This window comes from Haloarchaeobius salinus, assembly GCF_024464185.1.
Taxonomy (GTDB): domain Archaea; phylum Halobacteriota; class Halobacteria; order Halobacteriales; family Natrialbaceae; genus Haloarchaeobius; species Haloarchaeobius salinus.
This window is the reverse complement of sequence record NZ_JANHAU010000002.1, coordinates 808,246-831,675: the sequence shown is the minus strand read 5'-3', so window position 1 is coordinate 831,675 and position 23,430 is coordinate 808,246. Positions and strand designations below refer to the sequence as shown.

Sequence of the window (23,430 nt, the reverse complement as noted above, 5' to 3'; positions counted from 1 at the left end):
AAACCGTTTTACACGCGGTGTGGAACGCAACGCCATGGTCGACGCTCGCGAGTACCACGAACGCACGAAGCACACGCCACGGCAGTTCCGCGAGATGGAGTTCGAACTGGACTTCGACAACCAGCCGCGGCCGACGAAGGTGTACGCCGACCTGCCGCGACGCTCGCTGGGTGACGTCGTCGACCCACCGGCGACACCGGCGCTGTCGGCCGTCGCCACGTCGACCGCCGAACCGGACGTCGCGTCGACCGGGGCCGCCGGCGCATCTCCCGAACCGATGTCCGGCGACGACCTCACGACCTGCTGTCACTACGCCAACGGCGTCACGAAGACGCTGGAGCGTGGCGGCGAGCCAGTCGCCTTCCGGGCGGCCTCCTGCACCGGGAAGCTCTACCACGTGGACTGCTACGCGGTCTGTGGCGACCTCGAGGGCGTCGACTCCGGCGTCTACCAGTACGACCCCGGGAGCGACGCGTTCCACGTGCTCCGGGAGGGAGACTACCGTGGTGTACTCGCGGAGGCGTCCGGCGGCCAGACGGGAGTCGCCGAGGCCCCGGTCACCGTCGTGGCCACGTCGACCTGGTGGCGAAACGCCTGGAAGTACCGGAATCGGACCTACCGGCACGCCTTCTGGGATTCGGGCACCGTCATCGCGAACCTGCTCGCGGTCGCCCACGCCGGCGGCCGGCGCGCCGAGGTGGTGGCCGGGTTCGCCGACGGGCCAGTGATGGACCTGCTCGGCCTCGACCCCGAGGACGAGGGGACGCTCGCGCTGGTCCCGGTCGGGGCCGACGACCCCGCGCCGGACCCACACGGAGTCGACCCCATCGATCCCGAGGTGACCCTCGACTCCGACCCGGTCGACTATCCGCTCGTCCACGACGCCTGGGACCAGAGCACGCTCCCCGACGGCGCGGCGGCGCTCGAGTGGCGCGGGCGGTTCCCGGCGGACGAGGCCGACGGCGCGGACGAGGCGCTGGCGACTCACGGACCGGGCAGCGGCGAGCGCGTCGAACTCGACCCGGTCGACGCGGAGACGGCGTCGGCCCGTCCGGTCGGGAACACCGTCGAGCGGCGCGGCTCCTCACGGGAGTACGCCCACGAGTCGATCAGCGACCGGCTGTTCGCGACGGTTCTCGACCGTGCCCTCGCCGGCGTCCCGACGGACTGCTTCGACGGCGGCGACGGCGTCCTGGACTACTACTGCCTCGTTCACGCGGTCGACGGCATCGAGTCCGGGGCCTACCAGTACCACCCCGGGGCCGACTGCCTGGAACGCCTCGGCGACACCGACCGCGAGACGGCCGGGCATCTCGCCGCCGGCCAGTCGGTCGTCGGTGACGCGGCCGTGAACGTCTACGCGATGGCCGACGTCGACGCCGTCGTCGACCGGTTCGGGAACCGGGGGTACCGGCTCGCGCAGCTCCAGGCCGGCGTCGAACTCGGTCGGCTCTACCTCGCCACCTACGCCCACCGCCGGCTCGGCGGGCGCGGGTTCACCTTCTTCGACGACCTCGTCACCGACCACCTCTCGCCGCGGGCGTCGAACCAGACGCCGATGACCCTGTTCGCGTTCGGCCAACCGGAGCAGTGAGGGGTCGAACAGGCGCCTGACCGGTGCAGTGCGGGCGCTGGTTCGGTGGTCGGTGCGATGACTGGTTCGGGGGCCGACCGCGGCCTGGGACCGCGGTCTCGGCGGGCGCTCGCTCCAGTCGCGCCCGGCCACTTCGGTCCAGCCTTCTCGAGGAGTGGGTCGCGAGCGGAGCACGTGCCCCGGACGATGGGGAAGGCGGTCAGTCGTCGGCGGGGGCCGGCGCACGCGAGTCCGACAGCGTCACCGGTTCTGCGTCGATCTCGAGCTCGTCCAGCGCGACCTGTGCGGCCTTCTTGCCGGAGACGAGCATGGCACCGAAGGTCGGGCCCATGCGCGGGAGGCCGTAGGCGGTGGCGACGGCCATGCCGCTGGCGACGAGGCCCTCGTGGACGACGCCGGTGTGCTCCACCACTTCGTCCTCGCTGCGGCCGACCCACATGGAGTCGTGGCCGGGCGAGTCGTGGCCGGGCGCGCCGTAGCTGTCGTCACCGGTCTGGTCCATGACCTGTCCGCGTTCGTTGGCGGCCTGGATGCCCGGCGCGTCGAGGACACCGCGCTCGTCCAGCTTGTTGATGGCCATCGCGTCGTGGCCCGTCGAGTCGATGACGAGGTCGGCCTCGACGGCGACGGGGTCGACGCAGGTGATCTCGCGGGGGAGCGCGTGGACCGGCGTGTAGTTCATCACGATACCGGAGACGCGGTGGTCCTCGCGGACGACGATGTCCGTGAACTCGGTCATGTTCTGCATCTTCGCGCCGGCGTCGCAGGCGGCCTTGATGAGCCCCGAGCACGCCTCCGGCCCGTTGGCGACGTAGAGCCCGTCGACGTCGCCGGCCTCGTCGTACTCCACGTCGAGGTCGTCGAGGATGCCCTGCGCCGGGTCCCGCACCGTGACCTTGTTCATCAGGAAACCGCCGAGCCAGAAGCCGCCGCCGAGGTAGTTGTTCTTCTCGACGACCATGACCTTCACACCGCGCTCTGCGAGCTCCTTCGCCGCCGTGAGACCCGAGGGCCCCCCACCGACGATGATGACCTCGCTGTCCGTGAAGTCGAGGAACTCGTCGCTCCACTCCTGGCCGATTGCACGCGTTACATCTGCCTCGCCGACGTCCGCGAACGAGTCGAAGTCCTGCATACAACCTAGTGGTACTACTTAGATGTAAAAGGTGTTGCGGTCCGTGAGAACGGCGACGAGATCGATGCATCGGTTGCTCCGCGATTCCGAGACAGCCGCGGGCCACCCGGCTGGGTGAACACCATCGCTGTGGGAAGTTTCCACTATCCGCAGACTGTTGGGGTCGGATCTACGCCGATCGAAGCACGGAGAGCAGTTCGTTCCGATAGGTTCCGGGATCTTCAGCGACGCCGGGAGCGACGGCGTCCAGCCCGTCGGTCGGGTAGGTACCGCCGGCGAGCCTGAACTGGCCGTCGTCGAGCCAGACCGAGAGCCAGCCCTCGACGGCGACCTCGGCGTCGGCCGGCAGGTCCGCCTCGTCGTCGAGCGCGTCCGCCAGCGGGAACGTCGCCTCGTAGCGGGTGAGCCGGGCGCGGGAGCCGTTCTCCGTCCGCATGCGCTCGCTCCGGTGGCGCTCGACGGTCCGGAAGCCGTGCTCGCGGAGGTCGGCGGCGAACTGACGGCGGGCCGACGATGCGACGGTCGGGTACAGCGCGGCCGGACCGACGCCGGGTGTCAGCGGCGGCTGGAAGGAGAGCTGGGTGGCGAAGCAGAAGCGCCAGGGCTGGTCGAGCGCGCCGTCGGTCGCCTCACGGACCGCGGCGCGGAGGTCGGCGTCCTCGTAGAGCCGGGTCGCACCGAGCACCCGGACGCTGGCGAGGTCGAACACGACCTCGGTGGACTCGTCGGTCAGCCGCCAGCCGTCGCCGTCGGGCGCGAGAGCGGGATACGACGTCGCCGACATCTCAGGCCTCGCGGACCTCGCAGGTGCCGTCTGCGGTGTGGACCGTCCCGGCACCGTCCGCCACGACCGCCCACGAGGTGACGAGCGAGCCGTCGTCGAAGACGTGCTCGGGCACGAGCGGCATCGCGACCGGCTCGAAGCCGTGCCCACGCATGGCCTTGATGGTGCCGAAGCGACCGAGTTCGCTCCCCCAACGGTCGTACACGTGGAACGCCTTGTCGCCGCCGCGCTTGTACGACAGCGGGAACGCGTCGGCCGGCGGACAGGCGAGCGCGTCGACGTCGTCGAAGCGTGCGAGCACCTCGGTCCCGTCCTCGAGGACGACCTGCTTGCGGTCGGAGCCGGTCCGGTCCCCGTCCTCGGCCTCGGGCGGGTCGCGCTCGCGCCAGACGAGGTCACCCGCCGGGGCCAGCGCGTAGTGGCCGTTCGCGAGCGGGATACGGTCGGGACCGTCGTAGAAGGTCCGACAGCGGTCCTCGTCCTCGGCGGCGACGCAGTACGGCCTGTCGAGTACCTCGACGACGGCGGCGAGTGCGTCCACGTCCGGGACGACGAACAGGGTGTCGTGCCCGTGCGCGAGGACCGACGCGAACTGGGGGACCAGCGCGGCCGGTTCGGTCTCGCGGTCGTCGAGCGTGACGACCTCGACCGGCCGGTCCGACCCCGTCAGCCGACGGGTCGCCCCGTGTGGTTCACCCACCACGGCGTGACCCTCCGTCCGTCGATCGTAGCCCGCCCCCTCCAGAATCAGCGACCCGTGGTGGTGTTTGTCCCTGACCATGTGAGTAGTTGGCACTCTGTACGCTTGAACGTTCGGCAGGCGAGGGCGCCCGGTTCCGACGCCCCGGGTCACCCGTGACTTTTAAGCGCGCGTCGGTCGGCTATCGGGGTATGAAAGCAACCGCGATGGCACATCCCATCCAGGGACTCGTCAAGTACCACGGCATGCGCGACGACATCGAGCGACAGCCGTACCACGACTCCATCAGCGTCTGCACGGCCCCGAGCCACACGAAGACGACGGTGGAGTTCTCGATGGACTACGACGAGGACACGTACATCGTCGACGGCGAGGAACTGGAGGGCCACGCCTTCGACCGCGTCGAGCGCGTGGTCGACAAGGCGCGGGACATGTCCGACGCCGCCCACACCGTCTACCCCGTCAAGCTCGAGTCCGAGAACTCTTTCCCGTCGAACGTCGGTCTCGGCTCGTCCGCCTCCGGCTTCGCCGCCGCCGCGATGGCGCTCTCGGAGGCCGCCGAGCTCGACGCCTCGCACGCCGAGATCTCGACCATCGCGCGCGTCGGCTCCGCGTCCGCGGCCCGCGCCGTCACCGGTGGCTTCTCGCACCTGCGCGCCGGCCTGAACGACCGCGACTGCCGCTCGCACCGCATCCCGACCGACCTCACCGACGAGCTCAAGATCATCGTCGCGCTCGTCCCCTCCTACAAGGACACCGACGACGCCCACAGCGAGGCCGAGAAGAGCCACATGTTCGGCGACCGTCGGGCGTACGTCCAGGACCAGCTCGTCGAGATGCGCGACTCCCTCCACGAGGACGACATCGAGCGGATGGGGCACATCGCCGAGCAGGACTCGCTCTCGCTGGCGGCGACGACGATGACCGGCCCCGACGGCTGGGTGTACTGGCAGCCCCCGACGCTCGCCGTCTTCAACAAGGTCCGCGAACTGCGCGAGAACGGCTACGAGGGCGACGACGACGTCGACAGCGTGCCCGTCTGGTTCTCGACGGATACGGGTGCCTCCGTCTACGTGAACACCACCGCCGAGCACGCCGAGCGCGTGAAGGAGGCCGTCAGCGAGACCGGCGTCCGCACGACCATCTGGGAGGTCGGCGGCCCGGCACGCCTGCTCGACGAGGACGAGGCGCTGTTCTGAGCCCGGGACGAGTCACTTCGACTCACGCGAACCGGCCCTGCTCCACCTCGACCGGTGGCCCGAACCGTCTGAGCGAGGGCGTCACGAGCCAGTAGAGTGCCGTCAGCAGGGTTCCGGCGGCACTCGCCAGCAACACCGTCGGCGCGCCGTAGACGTTCCCGAGGAACCCACCCAAGAGGATGCCGACGGGCGAGACGAGGCTGGCCGCACTCCCGAGGACGGAGCTCACCCGCCCGAGCCGGTCCTGTGGGACGCCCGACTGGAGCGTCGCCATCACCGAGACGTTGTAGATGCCGATGGGGACCCGCGAAAGCGCGATTAGACCGACGGTGAGCAACGGGGCCGCGAGCCAGACGCCGACGGCGAACAGCACGCCGGAGCCGGCGAGGCTCACGATGGTCGTCCAACCGAGCGGGTACGACTCCGTCACCGAGGCCGCGAGCGACCCGAACACCGTCCCGATGGTGAGACCCGCCAGCAACAGGCCGTACGTGCCCGCGTCGCCGATGCCGTCCGCGAACGCCGGGAGGACGGCGAAGGCGACGCCGAACAGGAAGTTCGCGAACAGGCTCCCGACGACCATCAGCCCCAGCTCGGAGCCCGCGATGGTCGCGACGCCCTCGCGCAGGTCGTCGCGGTAGGTCGCGAGGTCGAACTCGTCGGGCTCGTCGTCCTCCTCGTCCCCGTTCGTCTCGGCCGACGGCACCGAGAGCCCGAGGAACACGAGTGCCGCCAGCCCGAAGGTCGCGGCGTCGACGACGTACACGCCGACCGCGCCGACGGCGGCGATGAGCAGGCCGCCAGCGCCACGGGCGGTCGCGTCCACCGTCTTCCGGACCGTCGTGGTCGCGGCGTTCGCCCGGACGAGCGCGTCGCTCGGGACGAGCCGCGGGACCGCCGCGTTCTGGGCGGGGTTCGCGAACAGTCCGACGAGCGAGAGCACCGGCATCGTCGCCAGCACGACGCCGACGGTGAGGTTCCCGGTCAGCCACGCGAACGGGACGACGAGGACGACGAGTCCCTGCCCGAGTTCCGAGAGCGTCAGCACGCGGTCGAGGTCCGACCGGTCGACGATGGGGCCGACGAACATCGAGAACAGTCCGGGGATGCCCGTGAGGAAGCCAGCGATGCCCGTGTAGGCGGTCGAGCCGGTGAGGTCGTAGACGAGCCACATCGCCGCGACGGTGTAGAGCCCGTCGCCGAGCACGCTGACCGCGCGCCCGGCGAGCAGGCGTCTGAAGCCGCGATGGCGCAGCACCGAGAGCCGCTCGTGGAGGTCGAACCGTTGGAGGGAGACGACGTCTGTCACGTGTCGAACCGACTGGCGGGAGTCACTTGACCGTTCTCTGAACGCGATTTATGAAGAATTTCAGAGAGCTACCACGAACTATATCACGGAATCCCCCACATCGCCAGCCATGGACGACGAGCGGGCGGCCGACGCGCTCGACGTGCTCGGCCACGAGCACCGCATCGCCATCCTGCGCGCGCTCGCCGAGGCCGACGGGCCGCTGTCGTTCTCGGCGCTGCACGCTCGCGTCGGGATGCGTGACAGCGGGAAGTTCAACTACCACCTCTCGCGGCTCTGTGAGTACTACGTCCGCGAGACGGACGAGGGCTACGAGCTCGGCCACGCGGGCGAACGAATCATCTCGGCTGCCGACCCCGGTGCGGCGGGAGCCGATGGCGGGACGGCAACCACCGACGGCGGGATGCCCGGCTCCGCCGGTGTCGAGCGCTGCCCGGTCTGTGGCGACTGCGACTGCGAGAAGCTCTTCCACGTCCACCTGACGCCGCCGTGGGCCTGACTAGAGCGACGGCCGCCAGTACAGCAGCGCCACGGTGACGACGAACACCGCCGTCGAGAGCGGCAGCGACTGCTGGTAGGCCTGCGCGGCGACCGCCGAGGAGCTGCCGGCGACGCCGGTCACGATGGTCGCGATGATGGGCCAGCTGCAGGAGACACACGAGAGCAGCCCCAGCACGCCCGACACCGCCGCGCCGGCCGCGTCGATGACGGTCACGTAGACGAGGTAGGAAAGCGCGGCGTAACCGACCACCTGGTACGGGAACAGCCGGACGATGAGGAGGTCGCTCTCGTACGTCACCGCGGGGCCGAACCCCGGCGGGAGCGACGTGGAGACGTACCAGCCGTAGGACGGGTCGTACCCCGGTACCGAGACGAACGCGTAGCCGAGGTCGAGCAGGCCGCCGAAGTACGCGAGTACCAGCGCGTAGCCGACGGCGACGACGGCCGCGATTCGCCGCCGCCGCACCGGTGCCGCCGGCACCTCGGTGCGCCAGAGCGCCCACAGGCCGACGTTGATCCAGACGAACGGGAGCACCACCAGCGAGAGCGAGATGGAGCCGACCTCGGTGAGGTACAGCAGCGCCAGCAACGCCTCGAGGGTGAGCGCGATGAAGCCGGCGAACACGGTGGACGGTTCGGGGACGAGCGAGGCGACGTCGACGCGTTCGGTCGCCATCTCACAACACCATCGAGTCGACGACGACGGCAACGAGCAGCGCGCCGAGGTAGGCGTTCGAGGCGTGGAACGCGCGGAACGCGGCGTCCGTCGTGCGCTCGCGGTGGAGCCGGACGATGGTCCAGAGGAACGCCGCACCGACCGTGATGCTGACGAACGCGTACAGCAGGCCGAGGTCCGAGACGGCCGCGAGCCCGCCCGCGCCCGCGAGCGTCGCCGTGAAGTACCAGACGATGTGCTTTCGGGTGACGGCATCGCCGCGGACGAGCGGGAGCATCGGGAAGCCGCCGCGTGCGTAGTCCTCCTTGTACGCCAGCGCGAGGTTGTAGAAGTGCGCGGGCGTCCAGAGGAAGATGACCGCCGCGAGCGCGATGCCCGGCAGGCCGATGGTGCCAGTCACGGCGGCGGCACCGATGAGCGCCGGGAGCGCCCCCGCGGCACCGCCGACCACGATGTTCTGGACGGTGTTCGGCTTCAACACCAGCGTGTAGACGACGCTGTAGAACAGGATGGCGACGAGCCCGAGGGCCGCCGCGAGCAGGTTCAGCGCCGCGAACGAGACCAGCGACGCGGTCGCCAGCGCGAAGCCGAAGGCGAGCGCGTTGCGGACCGGCACCACGTCGACCGCGAGCGGGCGGTCGGAGGTGCGCTGCATCTTGCGGTCCACGTCGCGTTCGAGCACGTGGTTGAACGTCCCTGACGCACCGATGGACAGCACTCCACCGAGCATCGTCAGGCCGACGACGCGGACCGTGAGGTCGGCCCCGCTCGTCGCCGCCGCGAGGGCCATCGCCGCGCCGGCGACGAGACAGAGCAGCCACATCAGCCGCGGCTTCATCAGCCGGAAGTAGGCGTTGGCGACGAGTTTCACGCGGGCGAGGCCGTCCGCCGGCAGGTCACGCGCCGGCGCGTCGGGGCCACCGTCCGCCTCGTCCACCGGCTCGGCGTCGACCGACGGGTCGTAGTCGTCCTCGGTGGCGGTCGTCGACTCCAGCGTCCACGCGAGCGCGAACATCGCCGCGCCGAAGATGGAGACGCCGACGGTCAGGTGGACGCCGGAGAGGAGCGCGGTCGGTGTGGTGGTCGTCGCGGCGACCGCGCCGAGCCCGACCTGAACCGGGTAGAGCACGAGCGCGCCGGCGAGTGCGAGCCGGACGCGACGGCTCGCCGGGCCGAACCAGGCCGCCGCGAACGTCGCGACGACCGCGAGGCCGACCAGCAGCGCGGCGACGCGGTGGCCCCACGCGACGAGCAGGTCCGGGTCCGAGAGCCCGACCAGCCACTGCCCGTTGCAGGCGGGCCACGTCGAGCAGGCCTCGGACGCCCCGGTGATGGCGGTCGTCCCCCCGACGAGGACGAGCGCGTAGACGCCCATCGCCGTCGCTGCGAGCAGGCCGGTGAACCGGCGATGCGTGCCGACGGGGCGCGGGTACGGTCGAGACACAGGTACTAGCCAAACCTTCGGCTCGGACCACTTAGAGCCGACGCTTTCACCCGGACGTCGGGCCGGAGTCAGCACATATTTAACCCCGTCTTCCTAAGCCTCGAACCGACATGAACGCAAAGCGAATCGCCCCGCTGGCCACACTCGGGGCGGCGCTCTTGCTGCTCGCCGCCGAGCCGGCGGCGGCGCAGTCGACGACCGCCGAGGCCATCAACGGGCTCAACGAGCGGCTGCTCGTCGTCGCTATCCCGATTACCGTCCTCGTCGAGGGTATCCTCATCTACACCGTCCTCAAGTTCAAGGACAGCGACGAGGCGAAACCGACCCGGGAGAACCGCCGTCTCGAGATCACCTGGACCGTCGCGACCGCCGTCATCCTCCTGTTCGTCGGCATCGCGACGACGATGGTCATGGCCGACCAGTCCGTCATCGCCGACGGCGTCGAGGACCGCGCGGACGTCCCGGACGACGCCGAGCACATCGACGTGACTGCGGAGACCTACGCCTGGACGTTCGAGTACGACCGGCACAACGTCTCCTCCAGTACGAAGCTGGCCATCCCGGAGGGACAGGAGACCTACTTCAACATCACGACGAGGGACTGGTTGCACGCCTTCCACGTGCCACAGCTCGGTCTGAAGCACGACGCGGTGCCGGGCCAGCACCACTACCTCATGACCACGGCGACCGAGCCCGGTCTCTACCAGGGCTACTGTGCGGAGTACTGTGGCACCGGCCACTCCGCGATGATGTTCGAGGTCGAGGTCATGCCCCAGGACGAGTACGAGAGCTGGCTCGCCGACCAGTGTACCGGTGAGTGGAACGCCGAGGAGCTGACCTGCGAGGCCGGCTCCGGCGGTGACGACAACAGCACGAGCAACGCGACGGTCGCGGCCTGAGACGCACACTGAACGGCTCGGTTCTCACCTGCGGTTTCTCCGTCACGTCTCGCGGACGCGCTTGGATGGATTTTTGGTAGTCCACTCGTAACCCCCATCCATGACAGTTGCCGAAGAATCCGCGGACGACCACGGGCACCACCTGCCGGCCGTCGAGGACTGGCCGCGCGGGTTCGGCGAGGCCAGCTGGTGGCCGTTCGTCGCCGCCCTCGGTGCCGGTGGAATCTACCTCGGTGCCGCGTTGTACGTGCTCGTGACAAGGAACCTCGTGGGCTACGGCGTGTTCGCCGGGGCCGCCATCCTGAGCACGCTCCTGTTCCTGGTCGGGCTGTTCGGCTGGCTCTACCACGCGTTCATCGTCTCGTTCTGGGAGCGTGGCACGGACGAACAGAGCGCGCACAAGCTCAGGTGGGGGATGGTCGCCTTCCTCGGCTCCGAGGTCGCCACCTTCAGTGCGGGTTTCGTCTACTACTTCTTCGTCCGCGTCGGCGACGTGGGCGAGGTGCCCGAGCTGTTCGGGAGTCTCGTCATCGTCAACACCGCGCTGCTGGTCGCCTCCAGCTTCACCATCCACTTCGCGCACACGTCGCTGCTGAAGGGCAACCGCACGCGGTTCATCGGTCTGCTGGGTGCGACGCTCCTGCTCGGGCTGGTGTTCATCGCCGGCCAGGTGTACGAGTACTACGAGTTCATCGTCCACGACAACTTCGCGCTGGGCAACGAGGCGTTCAGCCAGGTGTTCGCCAGCGGCTTCTACGCCCTGACCGGCCTGCACGGCCTGCACGTCAGCCTTGGCGCGGTGCTCATCGGTATCGTCTTCGTGCGCGCCATCCGCGGCCAGTACTCCGCCGAGCGCCACGTCTCCGTGAGCACGGTCTCGATGTACTGGCACTTCGTCGACATCGTCTGGATCTTCCTCGTCGTCGTCCTGTACGTCGGCGCACCCGTGACGGCGTAACCTGCGATGGCAAGCCACCGTCCCCGACGCCTCGTGTTGGCGGCGTTCGGGACGCTCCTTCTCGCGACCGGAACGGCCCTCGCCCACGGCGGTTCGCTCCGCGGCGAGGCGGGTACTATCGCGGTGCCGTCGTGGCTCTTCCTCCTGACGGGCGGTGCCGCCGTCGGTGCCTCGTTCCTGCTCGCCGCGACGGTGACGGACCGCCGGTACATCGCGAGCATCGACGACTGGCACCGGACGCTCAGCCGGTTCCCGGTGGCGGTCTCGCGCTACCTCGCGCCGCTCGTCGGCGTCGTCGGCCTCGGCGCGGTGCTGTGGGCCGGGGTCACCCCCCCGGACGAGCCGCTTCGCGACCTCGGCGTGTTGCTCGTGTGGGTCGGCTGGTGGGCCGGCTTCACGATGACGACGTACCTCGTCGGTAACACCTGGCCGGCGCTGAACCCGTTCCGTGCGGTCGTCAGTGCCGTCCACGCACTCCTGGGCGGTTCCCCTCGCGAGTACCCGGAGCGACTCGGGAGCTGGCCGGCCGTCGTCGGCCTGCTCGCGCTCGTGTTCACGGAGGTCGTGCTCCCGCTCGCCGACGACCCCGGACTGCTCGCGACGGCCGTTGCAGGCTACGGCGTCGCGACCACCCTCGCCGGTCTCGTCTTCGGCGAGAGCTGGTTCGAGCGCGGCGACCCCGTCTCGCGGACGTTCGCCGCCTTCGGCGCGGTCGCCCCGCTCACGCGCACCGACGACGGCGTGCGCCTCCGGCTGCCCGGCATGGGCCTGACCGACACGTCCGTCGTCCGGGACCGCAGCGACGTCGTCTTCGTCGTCACGCTGCTGTGGGTGACCACCTACGACGGCCTCGTGACGACGCCGCTCTGGAGCGACCTCGCCAGGACCGTCGTCGGGTGGGGCGTCCCGCCGCTCCTGACCTACCTGCTCGCGTACCTGCTCGGCTTCGGCCTGTTCGTCGGCGCGTACCGGCTCGCGGCACGGCTCGCCCGTGGGACCGGTGAGACGTTCCTCACGTCGGACGCCCTCGGACGGCGTTTCGCCGCGCCCCTGCTCGCCATCGCGGCGGGCTACCACCTCGCGCACTACCTGAGCTACTTCCTCGTGCTGTCGCTCCCGCTCTCGCAGGTGCTCGCGAACCCGGCCGCGCCGCCGGTGAACCCCCAGCGGTTCGTCCTACCGACGTTCGTCGGCGGGCTGGAGCTCGCGTTCGTCCTGCTCGGCCACCTGCTCGCCATCTGGGTCGCGCACTCGACGGCCTACGACGTGTTCCCGAGCCGGCTGCAGGCCGTGCGGAGCCAGTACCCGTTCATCGGTGTCATGGTCGTCTACACGATGGTCAGCCTCTGGATCGTCGCGGCCCCGTCGCTCACCCCACCGTACCTATGACAGGAGACTCCACCACCACGGCCGCCGACGCGAACGCCGACAACGCCACCGCCGACCACTCCGAGACGGACGTCCCAGCGGGCGTCACGGCACACCGCTGCCCGTACTGCGACCGACCGTTCCGCCGGGCGGAGCAGTGTACGCTCCACGTCGGACTGGAGCACTACGACCGGATGACAGAGGCCGAGGAGGACGCCTTCCGCGAGGTGTACGAGAGCGAGGAGGAGGAGCTGGGCCTCTACCGACTGAAGCTCGTCGGCGGCCTCGTCGTGGTCTACTTCGGTATGCTGCTCCTGTACGCCGTCGTGACCTGATGGTCCCCGGCGGTCACATCCCCATGTCCGCCGCGGCCGCCGGGATCGGCAGGTCGTGCGGCGAGACGTCCAGTAGCTCCGCGACGTGGTCCAGCGCCATGTCGAAGCCGTAGTAGCGTTCCAGCTCGTCGCCGTCCGCCGTCGGTCGTACCTTCAGCATCGCGTAGCCCTCGACGTTCTGGGCGACCGCCGCGGTCGCGCCGTCGCGCTCGAACGAGAGCACGCGTTCCGTCTCCGTCTGCTCGTACCGGGCCGTGATGCCGTCGTTCGTCGCCGTGTCGTCGCTCATGGCCGGGCGTTGGGACTGGGGGATGTCGTAGCTGCCGGTTTCGGAAGCGAAGCGAAACGCACCAGTGGGCCCACCGCGAGCACACAGCCATGACGAAGTTCATCCAGAGCGGGCGGCGGCGCGACCTCTGCTTCATCCTCCATGAGGCCGGCGAACTCCAGGCACAGGCGCTGAAGACCCGGCTCGAACGCCACTACGACGAGCGTATCGAGCCGAAGTCCTTCTACGGGGCGCTCGACGCGCTCGAGTCGGCGGGGTTCGTCGAGACCCACACCGAGGGGCTGTACGACGTGTACTCGCTGACCGACGCCGGGCGGGCGCGGGTCGACGAGCACGTCGACTGGGTGGTCGGGCTGACCCGTCGTGAGGGGTAGGCAGGAGAAACTGTCGCGCGGGCTACTCGTCGAGCACCTGGTCGCCGATGGTGTTCCGGAGGACCTCGCTGGTGCCCTCGTAGATCTCGTTGAGCTTCGCATCGCGGTAGAACCGCTCGGCGGGGAAGTCCTTCGTGTAGCCGTAGCCGCCGTGGATCTGGATGCCCTCGTTGGCGACCTCGCGGGAGATCTCCGAGGCGTAGAGCTTCGCCTGCGCGGCCTCCTTGATGAACGTCTCGCCGCGGATCTTCCTGTCGGCGGCCCGGTGCATCAGCATCTTCGCCGCCTGGGTCTTCGTATCCATGTCCGCGATCTTGTGCTTGATGGCCTGGAACTCGGAGATGGGCTGGTCGAACTGCTCGCGCTGCTGGGCGTACTCCTTCGCCTGGTCGAGGGCGGCGCGGGCGATACCGACACCGCGAGCAGCGATGGTGATGCGGCCGCCGTTGAGCGTCTTCAGCGCGTGGACGAAGCCGTCGCCCTCCTCGCCGAGCAGGCGGTCGGCCGGAATGCGCATGTCGTCGAAGCGGAGCTCGGCCGTGGGACAGCCCTTGTCGCCGAGCTTGTCCTCGGTGCCCTCGACGTGGAAGCCGTCGTCCTCGTCGGGTCGGACGACGAACGAGGAGATACCCTTGTTGCCGGCCTCGGGGTCGGTCTTCGCGAAGACGGTGACGGTGTCGGCGACGGAGCCGTTCGAGATCCAGAGCTTGTTCCCGTCGACGACGTACTCGTCGCCGTCGCGCTCCGCTGTCGTTTCCATCGCGGGCACGTCGGAGCCGGCACCGGGCTCGGAGAGGGCGAACGCGCCGATGTCGGTGCCCTCGGCGAGCGGCGTGAGGTACTCCTGCTTCTGGGCCTCGTCGCCGAACTCGTAGAGCATGTTGCCCGCCAGGGAGATGTGGGCGGCGACGATGGTGCCGAGCCCGCCCGAGCCACGCGAGATCTCCTCGAGGCCGATGGCGTAGCTGTGGTAGTCGAGACCAGCGCCGCCGTACTCCTCGGGGAACGGCATCCCCATCAGGCCGAGGTCGGCCATCTCGCTCACGAGGTCGGCGGGGAACTCGTCCTCGTGGTCGATCTCGTCGGCGACGGGGACGACCTCCTCGTCGACGAACTGGGCGACCATGTCCCGTATCTGGGCCTGCTCCGCGCTGAGACTGAAGTCCATGGGGGAACGTTCGACCCTCGCGACTTTACTTTTGTCTTGCACCGCGAGCCGGGTCCGAAAAGTATAGACGAGTAGAGGGCTCCTTGTGGTGTATGAGCGAGACGGGCGTGCGGACATCTCCGGAGACAGCACCTGCCGACGCGGCAGGTGGGTTTTTCAGCGTGGAATACACAGGGGAACGTGAATGAACGAGGAACAGGCAGAGTATCCGGTCGACGACGACCTCGCATGGTGTTACGAGGCGGTGCAGGGCGTCTCCCGCACCTTCGCCATCACCATCGAGGAGCTAGAGGAGCCGACCGCCCGCCACATCTGTCTGGGCTACCTCCTCTGTCGCGTCGCCGACACGGTCGAGGACGCGGGACACATCCCCCCCGCCGAGAAGGCTGAACTGCTGCGTCTCTATGCGGACGTGCTCGATGCCGACGAACCGGCGACGGCCGAGGAGTTCAGGACCGCGGTCGACGAGTGGCTCCCCGAGGAGCTCGACGAGGACTGGACCGTGGTCGCCGAGTCACCGCGGGTCGTGCGGACGTACCGTCGCCTCCCGTCGGAGGCGAAGGAGGCCATCCTCCCGCCGGTGCTCGAACTCACGAACGGGATGGCCGAGTTCGTCGAGCGCCACGCCGAGTCCGGCGGGCTGCGCATCCAGACGCTCGACGAACTGGAGGAGTACTGCTGGTACGTCGCCGGCACCGTCGGCTCGCTGGTGACCGGGCTCGTCACCCGCGGGACGACCGACCGCCGGGAGTCCCGACTGCGCGAGAACGCCCGGTCGTTCGGGCTCCTGCTCCAGCTGGTCAACGTCGCGAAGGACGTCAGCGACGACTACCACGAGGAGAACAACGTCTACCTGCCCGCGGAGTGGCTCGACGCCGAGGGCGTCGACCGCGACGCCGTCTGCGACCCCGAGAACGAGGAGGCGGTGGCGACGGTCATCGAGCGCGTCGTCGACCACGCCTCGGGCTACCTCGACGACACGCAGACGTACCTCGAGGCCCTCCCCGAACGCCGAGGGAACACGCTGTCCGCGTGGGGCATCCCGTACCTGCTCGCCGTGGCGACGCTGCGCGAGCTCCGCGAGCGCCCGGCCGACGTGGTCCGCGAGGGGGGCGTGAAGGTCTCACGGATGGAGGTCGTCGCGATCATCCGCTGGTTCCGCGAGGGCGGCGACCGGCAGGCGCTCGAACGGGTGCGGCAGACCATCGAACAGAAGCCGCTGCACGAAGCGGACCTCTCCTGAGGAGTCGACTCAGGCGCCCTCTGCGGTCGCTTCGTCGGTGTCCGACGACCCCGACAGGGTTGACCTCGCCGATTCCCGCCGACCGAGCGCGTAGAGCGCGACGCCCGACACGAGCGTCCCGACCGTCCAGAGCACGAGGATGTAGGACGGACCGCCCCACGGCGAGACGAACGGGAGCGCGGCGAGCGTCGGTGCCAGCAGTGCGACGAGCGCGACCGGAAGCGCGGCGAGGGTCCGACGTTCGTGCGCCGCACCGAGTAGCAGGAACAGGAGGACGGTCGTCGTCCACGTGCCCAGGAGCCGGTTCGGGCCGGTCGCCCCGACGATGACCAGCCAGCAGGCCGCCGCGGCCGGGAACACCCACCACGCGTAGCTGTCGAGGCTGATGCGTTCACCCCAGAGCGCGAACACGGCCGCGATGCCCGCGGCGACGAGCGTCTGGGGGACCAGCGAGACGAGCGCGAGACCGACGAATATCGCCGGGTCCACGACCCACCCGTCGGTGCTCGTCCCGAGCAGGAACAGGCCGACGCCGGCCGCGAGCAGGACGGGTGCGACGACGCCGCCGACGAGCCCGATGCGGGACGCGAGGCCGTCGTCGGTCCGGTCCGGTTCGAGTCGGTCGCCGTCGCGGAACAGCCCGACGAGGACCCCGGCGAACAGTAGCGTCGGGAGCACGACGATCGCGAGGACCCGCGGCAGTGACCGCTCGACGACGGCCATCCCGACCGCGAGGTAGCTCGTGCCGGTGGCGAGCAGGCCGTCGTCGGCACCGAACGCGAGGTACGTCTCGGAACCGATGCCGGCCTGTTCGGTCCAGAGTATCGCGTCGCCGTCGGCCGTCGCGGTGTCGGGGACGAGCGTCGGGGTGGTGCCGTCGGGACCGTGGATTGCGAGCCGGTCCGCGTGTACGGTCACCCCCGCTGTCTCGTGCGACGGAAACAGCCCGTCGGCGACGAGGACACCCCCGACGCCACGGTGTGCGAAGTCGGCGGTCGTGAACGTGGCGACGAGCGTTCGGTTCTCGACGCTGGTTTCGAGGTTCGACACCTCGTCGACCACCGTGCGCCGGGTCAGTTCGCCCCGGACGCGGTCGTACCGGTCGTCGGCGTCGGTGCGGAGCGCGGCGGCGGTCGACTCGTCCAGTTCGGTACGGACGGTCCAGTCCGCGCTGCCGTCGTCCCGGACCCGGATCTCGACCTCGCTGTGCTCGACGCCGCCGTCGAGCGCATCGTCGGTACAGAGTCCACAGACGGCCTCGGGCGGCGGTGCGGCGGTGGCTGGCGCGCTGGCGGGGATGGCGACCGCCGCCAGCACGAGGAGAGCCAGGACTGCGAGCGCCTGGGAGCGGTGGAGGGCCATCGTTCGTTGCGACGACGCCAACCGAGAAGAAATTTTGGTCGGTCTACTCGTACTCGTAGAATCCCGTGCCGGTCTTCTTGCCGAGGTCGCCCGCGTCGACCTTGCGCTTGAGCAGGTAGGCGGGCTTGTAGCGGTCGCCCAGCTCCTCGTGGAGCGTCTCGCTGGCGTGGAGACAGACGTCGAGGCCGATGTGGTCGGCGAGCTCGAGCGGGCCCATCGGGACGTTGGTGCCGAGTTTCATCCCGCGGTCCATGTCGTCCTTCGTGGCGACGCCCTCGTCGTAGGCGCGGATGCCCTCGTTGATCCAGGGCATGAGGACGCGGTTGGTGACGAAGCCGGGCTTGTCGTCGGACTCCCAGGTGGTCTTGCCCAGGGCCTCGGCGATGCCGTGGGCGAGGTCGAGCGCCTCGGCGCTGGTCTTCTCGCCGTCGACGACCTCGACACCCTCCATGATGGGGACGGGGTTCATGAAGTGCAGGCCGACGACGCGCTCGGGCGACTCGGTGGCGGCGGCGATGGTCGTGATGGAGAGCGTGCTGGTGTTCGTCGCGAGCAGGCAGTCGTCGTCGACGATCTCCTCGAGGTCGGCGAAGATCTCCTGCTTGATGTCCATGTTCTCGACGGCCGCCTCGACGACGACGTCGCAGTCGGCGAGGTCGCCGAGGGCGGTCGTGCCGTCGATGCGGTCGAGCGCCGCGTCGGCGTCCTCGCGGGAGATCGTCTCCTTGCCGACGAAGCGGTCGAGACTGCTCTCGATGGACTCGAAACCGCTCTCGACGAACTGCTCCTCGATGTCGCGCATCGTCACGGCGTAGCCGTTCGTCGCGGCGACCTGTGCGATGCCGCTGCCCATCGTGCCCGCGCCGACGACGCCGATACGCTCGATGCTGTCGAGGTCGTGTACCATGTGGCGACGTTCGACAGATTGGCCCCTAAGCGTGCCGGTACGGCGGCGGCGGTTACTCGACCGTGAGGGTGTAGAGTCGCTTGCGGGCGTCGGAGAAGGAGAACCGCGAGTGGACCACGTTCTCTTCCTCGAGGCGGTTCAGCGCGTAGCGAACGGTGCGAGGCGGGAGCAGCGTCTCCTCGGCGAGCTCGCTCTGGGTCAGCGTGTCGTTGTACTCCAGCACCTTCGCGACGAGCTTCGCGCTCGGCGGCAGGTCCCGGACGTCGTCCCAGCTACCGGTGGGCGGCTCGCTCGTTCTCGGCTCGGTTGCACTCATGGTACCTCTCCCTTGTGCATACCCCGTAATAATAGTTGCTCATTAGAAATATTACCCAATTGCATACCCAGTGGGGTTCGGTCCAGATCGGCCCGCTGGCGGAGCACGGCCACGGGTCACGGCGTCCGCCGGCTCCGTGACATCCGTTCGAGCTCGTGAATCGCGGTGACGCGCGCTGAGACCGGCGGTTCCGTACGGCACCCGAAGCCTCTTAAGAATCAGTGCCTTATGAAACGCTGATGACCGACACGGTGGACGACGTCGACCTCCCGTACGAGGAGGAGGCGTCCAAACAGGAGAAGATCGGGGCGTTGCAGGAGCGGCTCGAGGTGCTGGAGGCGCAGAACGACGAGATGCGCGACAAGCTCCTCGACGCCAACGCGGAGAACAACAAGTACCAGCAGAAGCTGGAGCGGCTCACCCACGAGAACAAGAAGCTGAAGCAGTCGCCGCTGTTCGTCGCCACCATCCAGGAGCTGACCGACGAGGGCGTCATCATCAAGCAGCACGGCAACAACCAGGAGGCGCTCACCGAGGTCACCGACGAGATGCGCGAGGAAATCGAACCCGACATGCGCGTCGCCGTCAACAACTCTCTCTCTATCGTGAAGACGCTGAGCAACGAGACCGACGTCCGCGCCCGCGTGATGGAGGTCACCGAGAGCCCCGAGGTCTCCTACGGCGACATCGGCGGCCTCGAGGAGCAGATGCAGGAGGTCCGCGAGACCGTCGAGATGCCCCTCGAGAAGCCCGAGATGTTCACCGAGGTCGGTATCGACCCGCCGTCGGGTGTCCTCCTCCACGGCCCGCCGGGCACCGGGAAGACGATGCTGGCGAAGGCCGTCGCGAACGAGACCGACGCAACGTTCATCAAGATGGCCGGCTCCGAGCTCGTCCACAAGTTCATCGGCGAGGGCGCGAAGCTGGTCCGTGACCTGTTCCAGGTCGCCCGCGACCACGAGCCCGCCGTCATCTTCATCGACGAGATCGACGCCATCGCGGCCAAGCGCACCGAGTCCAAGACCTCCGGCGACGCCGAGGTCCAGCGCACGATGATGCAGCTGCTCTCCGAGATGGACGGCTTCGAGGAGCGCGGCGACATCCGCATCATCGCCGCCACGAACCGCTTCGACATGCTCGACCGCGCCATCCTCCGCCCCGGCCGGTTCGACCGCCTCATCGAGGTCCCCAAGCCCAACGTGGAAGGTCGCGAGATCATCTTCCAGATCCACACCCGCGACATGAACGTCTCCGACGACGTCGACTACGCCGCACTCGCCGAGATGGCCGACGAGGCCTCCGGTGCCGATGTGAAGGCAATCTGCACCGAGGCCGGGATGTTCGCCATCCGCGACGACCGCCGCACCATCGAGAAGCGCGACTTCGAGGAGGCCTGGGAGAAGATCCAGGCCGAGAGCAACGAGAACGAGGACGAGATCTCGAAGACGTTCGCCTGAACCGGGTCTTCCTGTTTTCCGCGACGAGCCTACAGCACCGAGAAGAGCGCAAGCGGGACGACGAACAGCAGGACGAACATCACGACGAGCAGCAGGCCGTAGCCGCCGAACGTCCCCGCGACGGTGAGCCAGGACGGGTGGTCGGAGTCGAGTGGGAGTTCCATGCACGGTCCGTGTGCGGCGTGGGTCTTAGGTACACCGGTCCACACCCATCTGTCCCCGCACCGCCGACCCGGGTACCCCGAGTTCCCGGGGTGTACGGAGTCCTCGCACGGAGACGGACGACATCGCTCAGACAGCACGGGAGAGCGGACGGTTTTTGAGGGCCCGCGCGCTACCGGAGGGTAATGACGCGCATCGTCGTGGTGGACAACCACGGGCAGTTCACACATCTGGAACACCGGGCACTGCGGGACATGGGGGTCGAGAGCGAGGTCGTCGACAACGCGACGCCGCCCTCCGAGGTCGAGGCCGACGGCGTCGTCCTCTCCGGCGGTCCCGACATGGACCGGCGTGGAGAGTCGGCGGCGTACCTGGACATGGACGTGCCGGTGCTCGGCATCTGTCTGGGCATGCAGATCATCGCGAAGGAACTCGGCGGGTCGGTCGGCGCGGGCGAGTACGGTGGCTACGCCGACGTGACCGTCGACATCCTCGACGAGGACGACCCCCTCGTCGGCTCGCTCGCCCCCGAGACCCGGGTCTGGGCGAGCCACGCCGACGAGGTCACGGCGGTCCCCCAGGGCTTCACCGTCACCGGAACGTCCGACATCTGCGGCGTCGAGTCGATGAGCGACCCCGACCGCGACCTCTACGGCGTCCAGTGGCACCCCGAGGTCAGCCACACCGAGCAGGGACAGGAAGTGTTCGAGAACTTCCTCGCGCGCTGCGAGTGAGGCCGGGTCGCCACGATGACCGCCACCCAGGGCGACCTCGCGAGCCTCTCGCGGTACATCTTCCGTGCCCCGCAGTGGTACACGAGTCTCGGGTTCGCCCTGGTGGTCGCCGGCGTCACCGGCGTCGGCGTCTTCGACGACGGCTTCTTCCTCGAGGGCTTCACCCAGGGCATCTTCTTCATCGGCGTCCCGACTGTCGTCGCGAGCATGCTGACGGGCGTCGTCGATAGGCGGCTCGGCGGGCAGCTCACCGCGAGTCGGTCGTCGCTGCTCGCGCTCCTCTGTGAGATACTCGTCGTCGTCTTCCTCGCGGTCGGCGGCGTCGTCGCGCTGGTCAGTAGCCTCGGACAGAACTTCGTCTTCGACGTGCTGTACGCCGGGCTCGCCTCCATCTTCGCGCTCCGGCTGCTCGTCGTCGCCGCGGTGTCGAGCCACTCCATCCCCCGTGCTGCGGTCCCGGCGAGCATCCAGACGGTCGCGGCCGCCGTGCTCCTGTTCGTCTACAGCGGCACGAGCCGGTACCTCGAGGTCGGTGGCCCGCTCGTCCAGGCGTACCTCTCGCGGGCCGAGCACACCGAGATACAGCTCTCGCCCATCGTCCCCGGCGACTTCGTCATCCTCGGGCTCGTCTGCCTGCTGTACGGCTCGGCGGTGTGGCTCTTCCTCGTCATCATCGACCGTCCGTGGAAGCGCAGCCTCGGCGTCTCCGTGCGGGACTTCCTCGGTGGCTTCATCGGCCACATCGCCGAGGACTCCCGGGAGCTCGAGACGTTCTTCGAGGAGCTCGGCGAGGAGGCGCTCGTCCCGGTGACCGTCCTCGGCTTCCGGCGCGAGGACGGCTCCGAGAAGGCCCGGGCCGTCCTCCCGATGGTCCACCCCGGGCCGATGGGCGAGATCGGCGGAGGCAACCTCCCCGAGCGCGTCGCCCGGGCGACCGAGGGGATGGCACTCCCGCCCCACGCCACCGCCGGGCACGACTTCAACCTCGTCACCGAACGCGAGGTCGACACCATCGTCGAGACCGCCACCACCGCGAACGACGACCTCTCTGTCGGTGGCGGCGCGACGAGGAGCGTCCGGACCACCTCGGGCGACGCGAAGCTGCTCGCGCAGGCGTTCGGGGACGACATCCTGCTCGTCAACACCCACTCACCCCGGTTCTCCGACGACATCGACTACGCGGTCGGCCTCTCGGCCATCGCGGAGGCCCGCTCCGGCGGCTTCGACGAGGCACTCCTCGTGGACGCCCACAACTGCAACAACGGCCTCCGCGGCGACGATCTCGGCCACGTCACCCCCGGGAGCGAGCGCTCGTTCGACATCATGGAGGCCGCACGCAAGGCCGCCGAGGAGCTCCGTGACGCCGAGCGTCGCCCGTTCGAGCTCGGCGTCGCGTGGGAGCCAACCGACTGGCAACCCGAGGACGGTATCGGCCCGCTGGGCGTCCGCGTCGCCTGCCTCGACGTGGCCGGCGAGGTGACGGCGTACGTGCTCGTCGACGGGAACAACATGGAGCCCGGCGTCAGGGAGCGGCTCATCGAGGGACTCCCGGACGCGGTCGACCGCGCCGAGGTGATGACGACCGACACGCACGTCGTCAACCGGGTCGAGTCGAGCAACCAGGTCGGCGAGGCGCTCGACGTCGACGAACTCGTCGAACTGGTCGCCGACCTCGCCGACCGTGCACTCGCCGACCGCGAACCCGTCGAGGCCGGGATGGCCACGGAGCGCGCTCGCGTCACGGTGTTCGGCAACGACAGAACGGAGACGCTGGCGAGCCACGCCAACGCGATGGTGTCGATGGGCGGGGCGCTCGCCGTGTTGTTGACGGTGGCCGCGATGGGCCTGAGCGTCGTCGTCTTCCTGCTCTCCTAGGCGTCCTCGAACAGCTCGTCGACGGCCTCCTGTGCCGCGCGTGCGGCCTCGTCGGCGACGGCCTCCGCGTCGGCGTCGCCCTCGGGCGCGTTCAGGTAGACGTCGACGTCGAGCACGCCGTCCTCGAACGTGACGGTGACGTCGAGGTCGCGGATGTTCGACTGCTTGTATCGGGCGCGGACGAGGCCCTCGGCGGCCTCCGCAGCGGCCTGCACGACCTCCTCGTCCGTCGGTTCGCTCATCCGATTACGCGCCGCCGGCACCGCCCATGCCGCCGCCCATGCCACCGAGCATGTCCTGGAGCTCCCCCTGGAGCGACTCGAACTGCTCCTGGACGCGCTCCTCCTGCTTCTCGAGGGTCTCGACGCGGATCTCCAGGCTGGAGACCTTGTCGTCGAGCGCCTCGCTGGCCTCGTCGTAGTCGGTGGCGACGAACAGCTCGCCGACCTCGCGGTACATCTGTGTGTCCTCGTCGATGTCGTCGAGCTCGTCGAGCGCCGTCTGTGCCTCGGTGAGCTGGGACTCGGCCTCCTGCTTCTGGACGGCGACCTGCTGTGCCGTCTCCTGCAGGTCCTGCAGCTCCTCGATCTTCTCCTGTGCTTCCGGCGGCAGATTTCCTTGCATACTCTGCCGGATGGTTT

The 23,430-nt window shown here is 69.1% G+C and carries 26 protein-coding genes; 12 read left to right on the top strand and 14 right to left on the bottom strand.

Going from position 1 to position 23,430, the window contains the following annotated elements; translation table 11 throughout:
• Nucleotides 1-34 precede the first annotated feature (34 nt).
• Nucleotides 35-1,594, top strand: a complete 1,560-nt coding sequence (locus tag NO345_RS10880; RefSeq protein ID WP_256299125.1) for a SagB family peptide dehydrogenase — start codon at nt 35-37, stop codon at nt 1,592-1,594.
• A gap of 199 nt (nt 1,595-1,793) precedes the next feature.
• On the opposite strand, the gene NO345_RS10875 is transcribed toward NO345_RS10880, so the two are convergent.
• The 3 genes from NO345_RS10875 to NO345_RS10865 all read right to left on the bottom strand — a co-directional run bounded on the left by NO345_RS10875 (nt 1,794) and on the right by NO345_RS10865 (nt 4,294).
• A complete protein-coding gene (locus tag NO345_RS10875; protein ID WP_256299123.1) occupies nt 1,794-2,729 on the bottom strand; it encodes a sulfide-dependent adenosine diphosphate thiazole synthase in 936 nt (311 codons plus the stop codon).
• A 169-nt stretch (nt 2,730-2,898) separates the two neighbouring features.
• Nucleotides 2,899-3,513 carry a DUF6517 family protein gene (locus NO345_RS10870; RefSeq protein ID WP_256299121.1) on the bottom strand — a complete coding sequence of 205 codons (615 nt, stop codon included), beginning with the start codon at nt 3,511-3,513 and terminating at the stop codon, nt 2,899-2,901.
• Between the two features lies 1 nt (nt 3,514).
• Nucleotides 3,515-4,294, bottom strand: coding sequence for a hypothetical protein (locus NO345_RS10865; protein WP_256299118.1), 780 nt, complete (start codon nt 4,292-4,294; stop codon nt 3,515-3,517).
• A 110-nt stretch (nt 4,295-4,404) separates the two neighbouring features.
• On the opposite strand from NO345_RS10865, the gene mvaD reads away from it, so the two are divergent.
• Nucleotides 4,405-5,412 (top strand): phosphomevalonate decarboxylase MvaD, encoded by a 1,008-nt coding sequence (gene mvaD, locus NO345_RS10860; RefSeq protein ID WP_256299116.1) that lies wholly within the window; start codon nt 4,405-4,407, stop codon nt 5,410-5,412.
• Between the two features lie 22 nt (nt 5,413-5,434).
• On the opposite strand, the gene NO345_RS10855 is transcribed toward mvaD, so the two are convergent.
• A complete protein-coding gene (locus tag NO345_RS10855) occupies nt 5,435-6,721 on the bottom strand; it encodes an MFS transporter (RefSeq protein ID WP_256299114.1) in 1,287 nt (428 codons plus the stop codon).
• A gap of 109 nt (nt 6,722-6,830) precedes the next feature.
• Between NO345_RS10855 and NO345_RS10850 the strand changes: the two genes are divergently transcribed.
• Entirely contained in the window at nt 6,831-7,220 is a 390-nt protein-coding gene (locus tag NO345_RS10850; RefSeq protein ID WP_256299112.1) for an ArsR/SmtB family transcription factor, read from the top strand.
• On the opposite strand, the gene NO345_RS10845 is transcribed toward NO345_RS10850, so the two are convergent.
• Together NO345_RS10845 and NO345_RS10840 are read right to left on the bottom strand one after the other, a co-directional pair.
• A complete protein-coding gene (locus tag NO345_RS10845) occupies nt 7,221-7,898 on the bottom strand; it encodes a DUF7546 family protein (protein WP_256299110.1) in 678 nt (225 codons plus the stop codon).
• A 1-nt stretch (nt 7,899) separates the two neighbouring features.
• On the bottom strand, nt 7,900-9,273 hold the full coding sequence (locus NO345_RS10840) for a heme o synthase (RefSeq protein WP_256299585.1): 1,374 nt from the start codon (nt 9,271-9,273) through the stop codon (nt 7,900-7,902).
• 179 nt (nt 9,274-9,452) lie between these two features.
• Between NO345_RS10840 and coxB the strand changes: the two genes are divergently transcribed.
• The 4 genes from coxB to NO345_RS10820 all read left to right on the top strand — a co-directional run bounded on the left by coxB (nt 9,453) and on the right by NO345_RS10820 (nt 12,902).
• A complete protein-coding gene (coxB, locus tag NO345_RS10835; RefSeq protein ID WP_256299108.1) occupies nt 9,453-10,241 on the top strand; it encodes a cytochrome c oxidase subunit II in 789 nt (262 codons plus the stop codon).
• 100 nt (nt 10,242-10,341) lie between these two features.
• Nucleotides 10,342-11,199 (top strand): cytochrome c oxidase subunit 3, encoded by an 858-nt coding sequence (locus tag NO345_RS10830; RefSeq protein WP_256299106.1) that lies wholly within the window; start codon nt 10,342-10,344, stop codon nt 11,197-11,199.
• 6 nt (nt 11,200-11,205) lie between these two features.
• On the top strand, nt 11,206-12,588 hold the full coding sequence (locus NO345_RS10825) for a hypothetical protein (RefSeq protein WP_256299104.1): 1,383 nt from the start codon (nt 11,206-11,208) through the stop codon (nt 12,586-12,588).
• Nucleotides 12,585-12,902 (top strand): DUF7410 domain-containing protein, encoded by a 318-nt coding sequence (locus NO345_RS10820; RefSeq protein WP_256299102.1) that lies wholly within the window; start codon nt 12,585-12,587, stop codon nt 12,900-12,902. Before NO345_RS10825 ends, NO345_RS10820 begins: the two co-directional genes overlap by 4 nt.
• A 13-nt stretch (nt 12,903-12,915) precedes the next feature.
• On the opposite strand, the gene NO345_RS10815 is transcribed toward NO345_RS10820, so the two are convergent.
• On the bottom strand, nt 12,916-13,191 hold the full coding sequence (locus NO345_RS10815; RefSeq protein ID WP_256299101.1) for a DUF7111 family protein: 276 nt from the start codon (nt 13,189-13,191) through the stop codon (nt 12,916-12,918).
• 89 nt (nt 13,192-13,280) lie between these two features.
• On the opposite strand from NO345_RS10815, the gene NO345_RS10810 reads away from it, so the two are divergent.
• Nucleotides 13,281-13,565, top strand: a complete 285-nt coding sequence (locus NO345_RS10810) for a PadR family transcriptional regulator (protein WP_256299100.1) — start codon at nt 13,281-13,283, stop codon at nt 13,563-13,565.
• A 22-nt stretch (nt 13,566-13,587) separates the two neighbouring features.
• Here the strand turns inward: NO345_RS10810 and NO345_RS10805 are convergent, their stop codons facing one another.
• Nucleotides 13,588-14,733, bottom strand: coding sequence for an acyl-CoA dehydrogenase (locus NO345_RS10805; protein ID WP_256299099.1), 1,146 nt, complete (start codon nt 14,731-14,733; stop codon nt 13,588-13,590).
• A gap of 184 nt (nt 14,734-14,917) precedes the next feature.
• Here NO345_RS10805 and NO345_RS10800 point away from each other — a divergent pair, with 184 nt between their 5' ends.
• Entirely contained in the window at nt 14,918-15,976 is a 1,059-nt protein-coding gene (locus NO345_RS10800) for a phytoene/squalene synthase family protein (RefSeq protein WP_256299097.1), read from the top strand.
• 9 nt (nt 15,977-15,985) lie between these two features.
• Here the strand turns inward: NO345_RS10800 and NO345_RS10795 are convergent, their stop codons facing one another.
• Genes NO345_RS10795 through NO345_RS10785 form a run of 3 tightly spaced genes read right to left on the bottom strand, consistent with a single transcriptional unit; the run spans nt 15,986 to nt 18,561 of the window.
• Nucleotides 15,986-17,338: a hypothetical protein gene (locus tag NO345_RS10795; RefSeq protein ID WP_256299096.1), complete on the bottom strand. Its 1,353-nt coding sequence runs from the start codon at nt 17,336-17,338 to the stop codon at nt 15,986-15,988.
• A 43-nt stretch (nt 17,339-17,381) separates the two neighbouring features.
• Nucleotides 17,382-18,245: a 3-hydroxyacyl-CoA dehydrogenase family protein gene (locus NO345_RS10790; RefSeq protein ID WP_256299094.1), complete on the bottom strand. Its 864-nt coding sequence runs from the start codon at nt 18,243-18,245 to the stop codon at nt 17,382-17,384.
• A gap of 52 nt (nt 18,246-18,297) precedes the next feature.
• Nucleotides 18,298-18,561 (bottom strand): MarR family transcriptional regulator, encoded by a 264-nt coding sequence (locus NO345_RS10785; protein WP_256299092.1) that lies wholly within the window; start codon nt 18,559-18,561, stop codon nt 18,298-18,300.
• 239 nt (nt 18,562-18,800) lie between these two features.
• Here NO345_RS10785 and pan1 point away from each other — a divergent pair, with 239 nt between their 5' ends.
• Nucleotides 18,801-20,018 carry a proteasome-activating nucleotidase Pan1 gene (pan1, locus tag NO345_RS10780; protein WP_256299090.1) on the top strand — a complete coding sequence of 406 codons (1,218 nt, stop codon included), beginning with the start codon at nt 18,801-18,803 and terminating at the stop codon, nt 20,016-20,018.
• A 29-nt stretch (nt 20,019-20,047) separates the two neighbouring features.
• Here the strand turns inward: pan1 and NO345_RS10775 are convergent, their stop codons facing one another.
• Nucleotides 20,048-20,182 carry a hypothetical protein gene (locus NO345_RS10775; RefSeq protein WP_256299088.1) on the bottom strand — a complete coding sequence of 45 codons (135 nt, stop codon included), beginning with the start codon at nt 20,180-20,182 and terminating at the stop codon, nt 20,048-20,050.
• Between the two features lie 183 nt (nt 20,183-20,365).
• On the opposite strand from NO345_RS10775, the gene NO345_RS10770 reads away from it, so the two are divergent.
• Both NO345_RS10770 and NO345_RS10765 read left to right on the top strand, forming a co-directional pair.
• Complete coding sequence (locus NO345_RS10770; RefSeq protein ID WP_256299086.1) at nt 20,366-20,914, top strand: GMP synthase subunit A; 549 nt, start codon at nt 20,366-20,368, stop codon at nt 20,912-20,914.
• Between the two features lie 15 nt (nt 20,915-20,929).
• Nucleotides 20,930-22,789 carry a DUF2070 family protein gene (locus NO345_RS10765; protein ID WP_256299084.1) on the top strand — a complete coding sequence of 620 codons (1,860 nt, stop codon included), beginning with the start codon at nt 20,930-20,932 and terminating at the stop codon, nt 22,787-22,789.
• On the opposite strand, the gene NO345_RS10760 is transcribed toward NO345_RS10765, so the two are convergent.
• Both NO345_RS10760 and NO345_RS10755 read right to left on the bottom strand, forming a co-directional pair.
• Nucleotides 22,786-23,031, bottom strand: coding sequence for a DUF3194 domain-containing protein (locus NO345_RS10760; protein ID WP_256299082.1), 246 nt, complete (start codon nt 23,029-23,031; stop codon nt 22,786-22,788). The two genes, NO345_RS10765 and NO345_RS10760, sit on opposite strands and share 4 nt — an antisense overlap.
• 4 nt (nt 23,032-23,035) lie before the next feature.
• A complete protein-coding gene (locus NO345_RS10755; RefSeq protein ID WP_256299080.1) occupies nt 23,036-23,413 on the bottom strand; it encodes a prefoldin subunit beta in 378 nt (125 codons plus the stop codon).
• Between the last annotated feature and the right edge of the window lie 17 nt (nt 23,414-23,430).

Bases quoted from the DNA above. Each gene is read 5' to 3' on its own strand.
- NO345_RS10880 (WP_256299125.1), top strand. From the start codon at position 35: ATGGTCGACGCTCGCGAGTACCACGAACGCACGAAGCACACGCCACGG.
- NO345_RS10875 (WP_256299123.1), bottom strand. From the start codon at position 2,729: ATGCAGGACTTCGACTCGTTCGCGGACGTCGGCGAGGCAGATGTAACG.
- NO345_RS10870 (WP_256299121.1), bottom strand. From the start codon at position 3,513: ATGTCGGCGACGTCGTATCCCGCTCTCGCGCCCGACGGCGACGGCTGG.
- NO345_RS10865 (WP_256299118.1), bottom strand. From the start codon at position 4,294: ATGGTCAGGGACAAACACCACCACGGGTCGCTGATTCTGGAGGGGGCG.
- mvaD (WP_256299116.1), top strand. From the start codon at position 4,405: ATGAAAGCAACCGCGATGGCACATCCCATCCAGGGACTCGTCAAGTAC.
- NO345_RS10850 (WP_256299112.1), top strand. From the start codon at position 6,831: ATGGACGACGAGCGGGCGGCCGACGCGCTCGACGTGCTCGGCCACGAG.
- NO345_RS10845 (WP_256299110.1), bottom strand. From the start codon at position 7,898: ATGGCGACCGAACGCGTCGACGTCGCCTCGCTCGTCCCCGAACCGTCC.
- NO345_RS10840 (WP_256299585.1), bottom strand. From the start codon at position 9,273: ATGGGCGTCTACGCGCTCGTCCTCGTCGGGGGGACGACCGCCATCACC.
- coxB (WP_256299108.1), top strand. From the start codon at position 9,453: ATGAACGCAAAGCGAATCGCCCCGCTGGCCACACTCGGGGCGGCGCTC.
- NO345_RS10830 (WP_256299106.1), top strand. From the start codon at position 10,342: ATGACAGTTGCCGAAGAATCCGCGGACGACCACGGGCACCACCTGCCG.
- NO345_RS10825 (WP_256299104.1), top strand. From the start codon at position 11,206: ATGGCAAGCCACCGTCCCCGACGCCTCGTGTTGGCGGCGTTCGGGACG.
- NO345_RS10820 (WP_256299102.1), top strand. From the start codon at position 12,585: ATGACAGGAGACTCCACCACCACGGCCGCCGACGCGAACGCCGACAAC.
- NO345_RS10815 (WP_256299101.1), bottom strand. From the start codon at position 13,191: ATGAGCGACGACACGGCGACGAACGACGGCATCACGGCCCGGTACGAG.
- NO345_RS10810 (WP_256299100.1), top strand. From the start codon at position 13,281: ATGACGAAGTTCATCCAGAGCGGGCGGCGGCGCGACCTCTGCTTCATC.
- NO345_RS10805 (WP_256299099.1), bottom strand. From the start codon at position 14,733: ATGGACTTCAGTCTCAGCGCGGAGCAGGCCCAGATACGGGACATGGTC.
- NO345_RS10800 (WP_256299097.1), top strand. From the start codon at position 14,918: ATGAACGAGGAACAGGCAGAGTATCCGGTCGACGACGACCTCGCATGG.
- NO345_RS10795 (WP_256299096.1), bottom strand. From the start codon at position 17,338: ATGGCCCTCCACCGCTCCCAGGCGCTCGCAGTCCTGGCTCTCCTCGTG.
- NO345_RS10790 (WP_256299094.1), bottom strand. From the start codon at position 18,245: ATGGTACACGACCTCGACAGCATCGAGCGTATCGGCGTCGTCGGCGCG.
- NO345_RS10785 (WP_256299092.1), bottom strand. From the start codon at position 18,561: ATGAGTGCAACCGAGCCGAGAACGAGCGAGCCGCCCACCGGTAGCTGG.
- pan1 (WP_256299090.1), top strand. From the start codon at position 18,801: ATGACCGACACGGTGGACGACGTCGACCTCCCGTACGAGGAGGAGGCG.
- NO345_RS10775 (WP_256299088.1), bottom strand. From the start codon at position 20,182: ATGGAACTCCCACTCGACTCCGACCACCCGTCCTGGCTCACCGTCGCG.
- NO345_RS10770 (WP_256299086.1), top strand. From the start codon at position 20,366: ATGACGCGCATCGTCGTGGTGGACAACCACGGGCAGTTCACACATCTG.
- NO345_RS10765 (WP_256299084.1), top strand. From the start codon at position 20,930: ATGACCGCCACCCAGGGCGACCTCGCGAGCCTCTCGCGGTACATCTTC.
- NO345_RS10760 (WP_256299082.1), bottom strand. From the start codon at position 23,031: ATGAGCGAACCGACGGACGAGGAGGTCGTGCAGGCCGCTGCGGAGGCC.
- NO345_RS10755 (WP_256299080.1), bottom strand. From the start codon at position 23,413: ATGCAAGGAAATCTGCCGCCGGAAGCACAGGAGAAGATCGAGGAGCTG.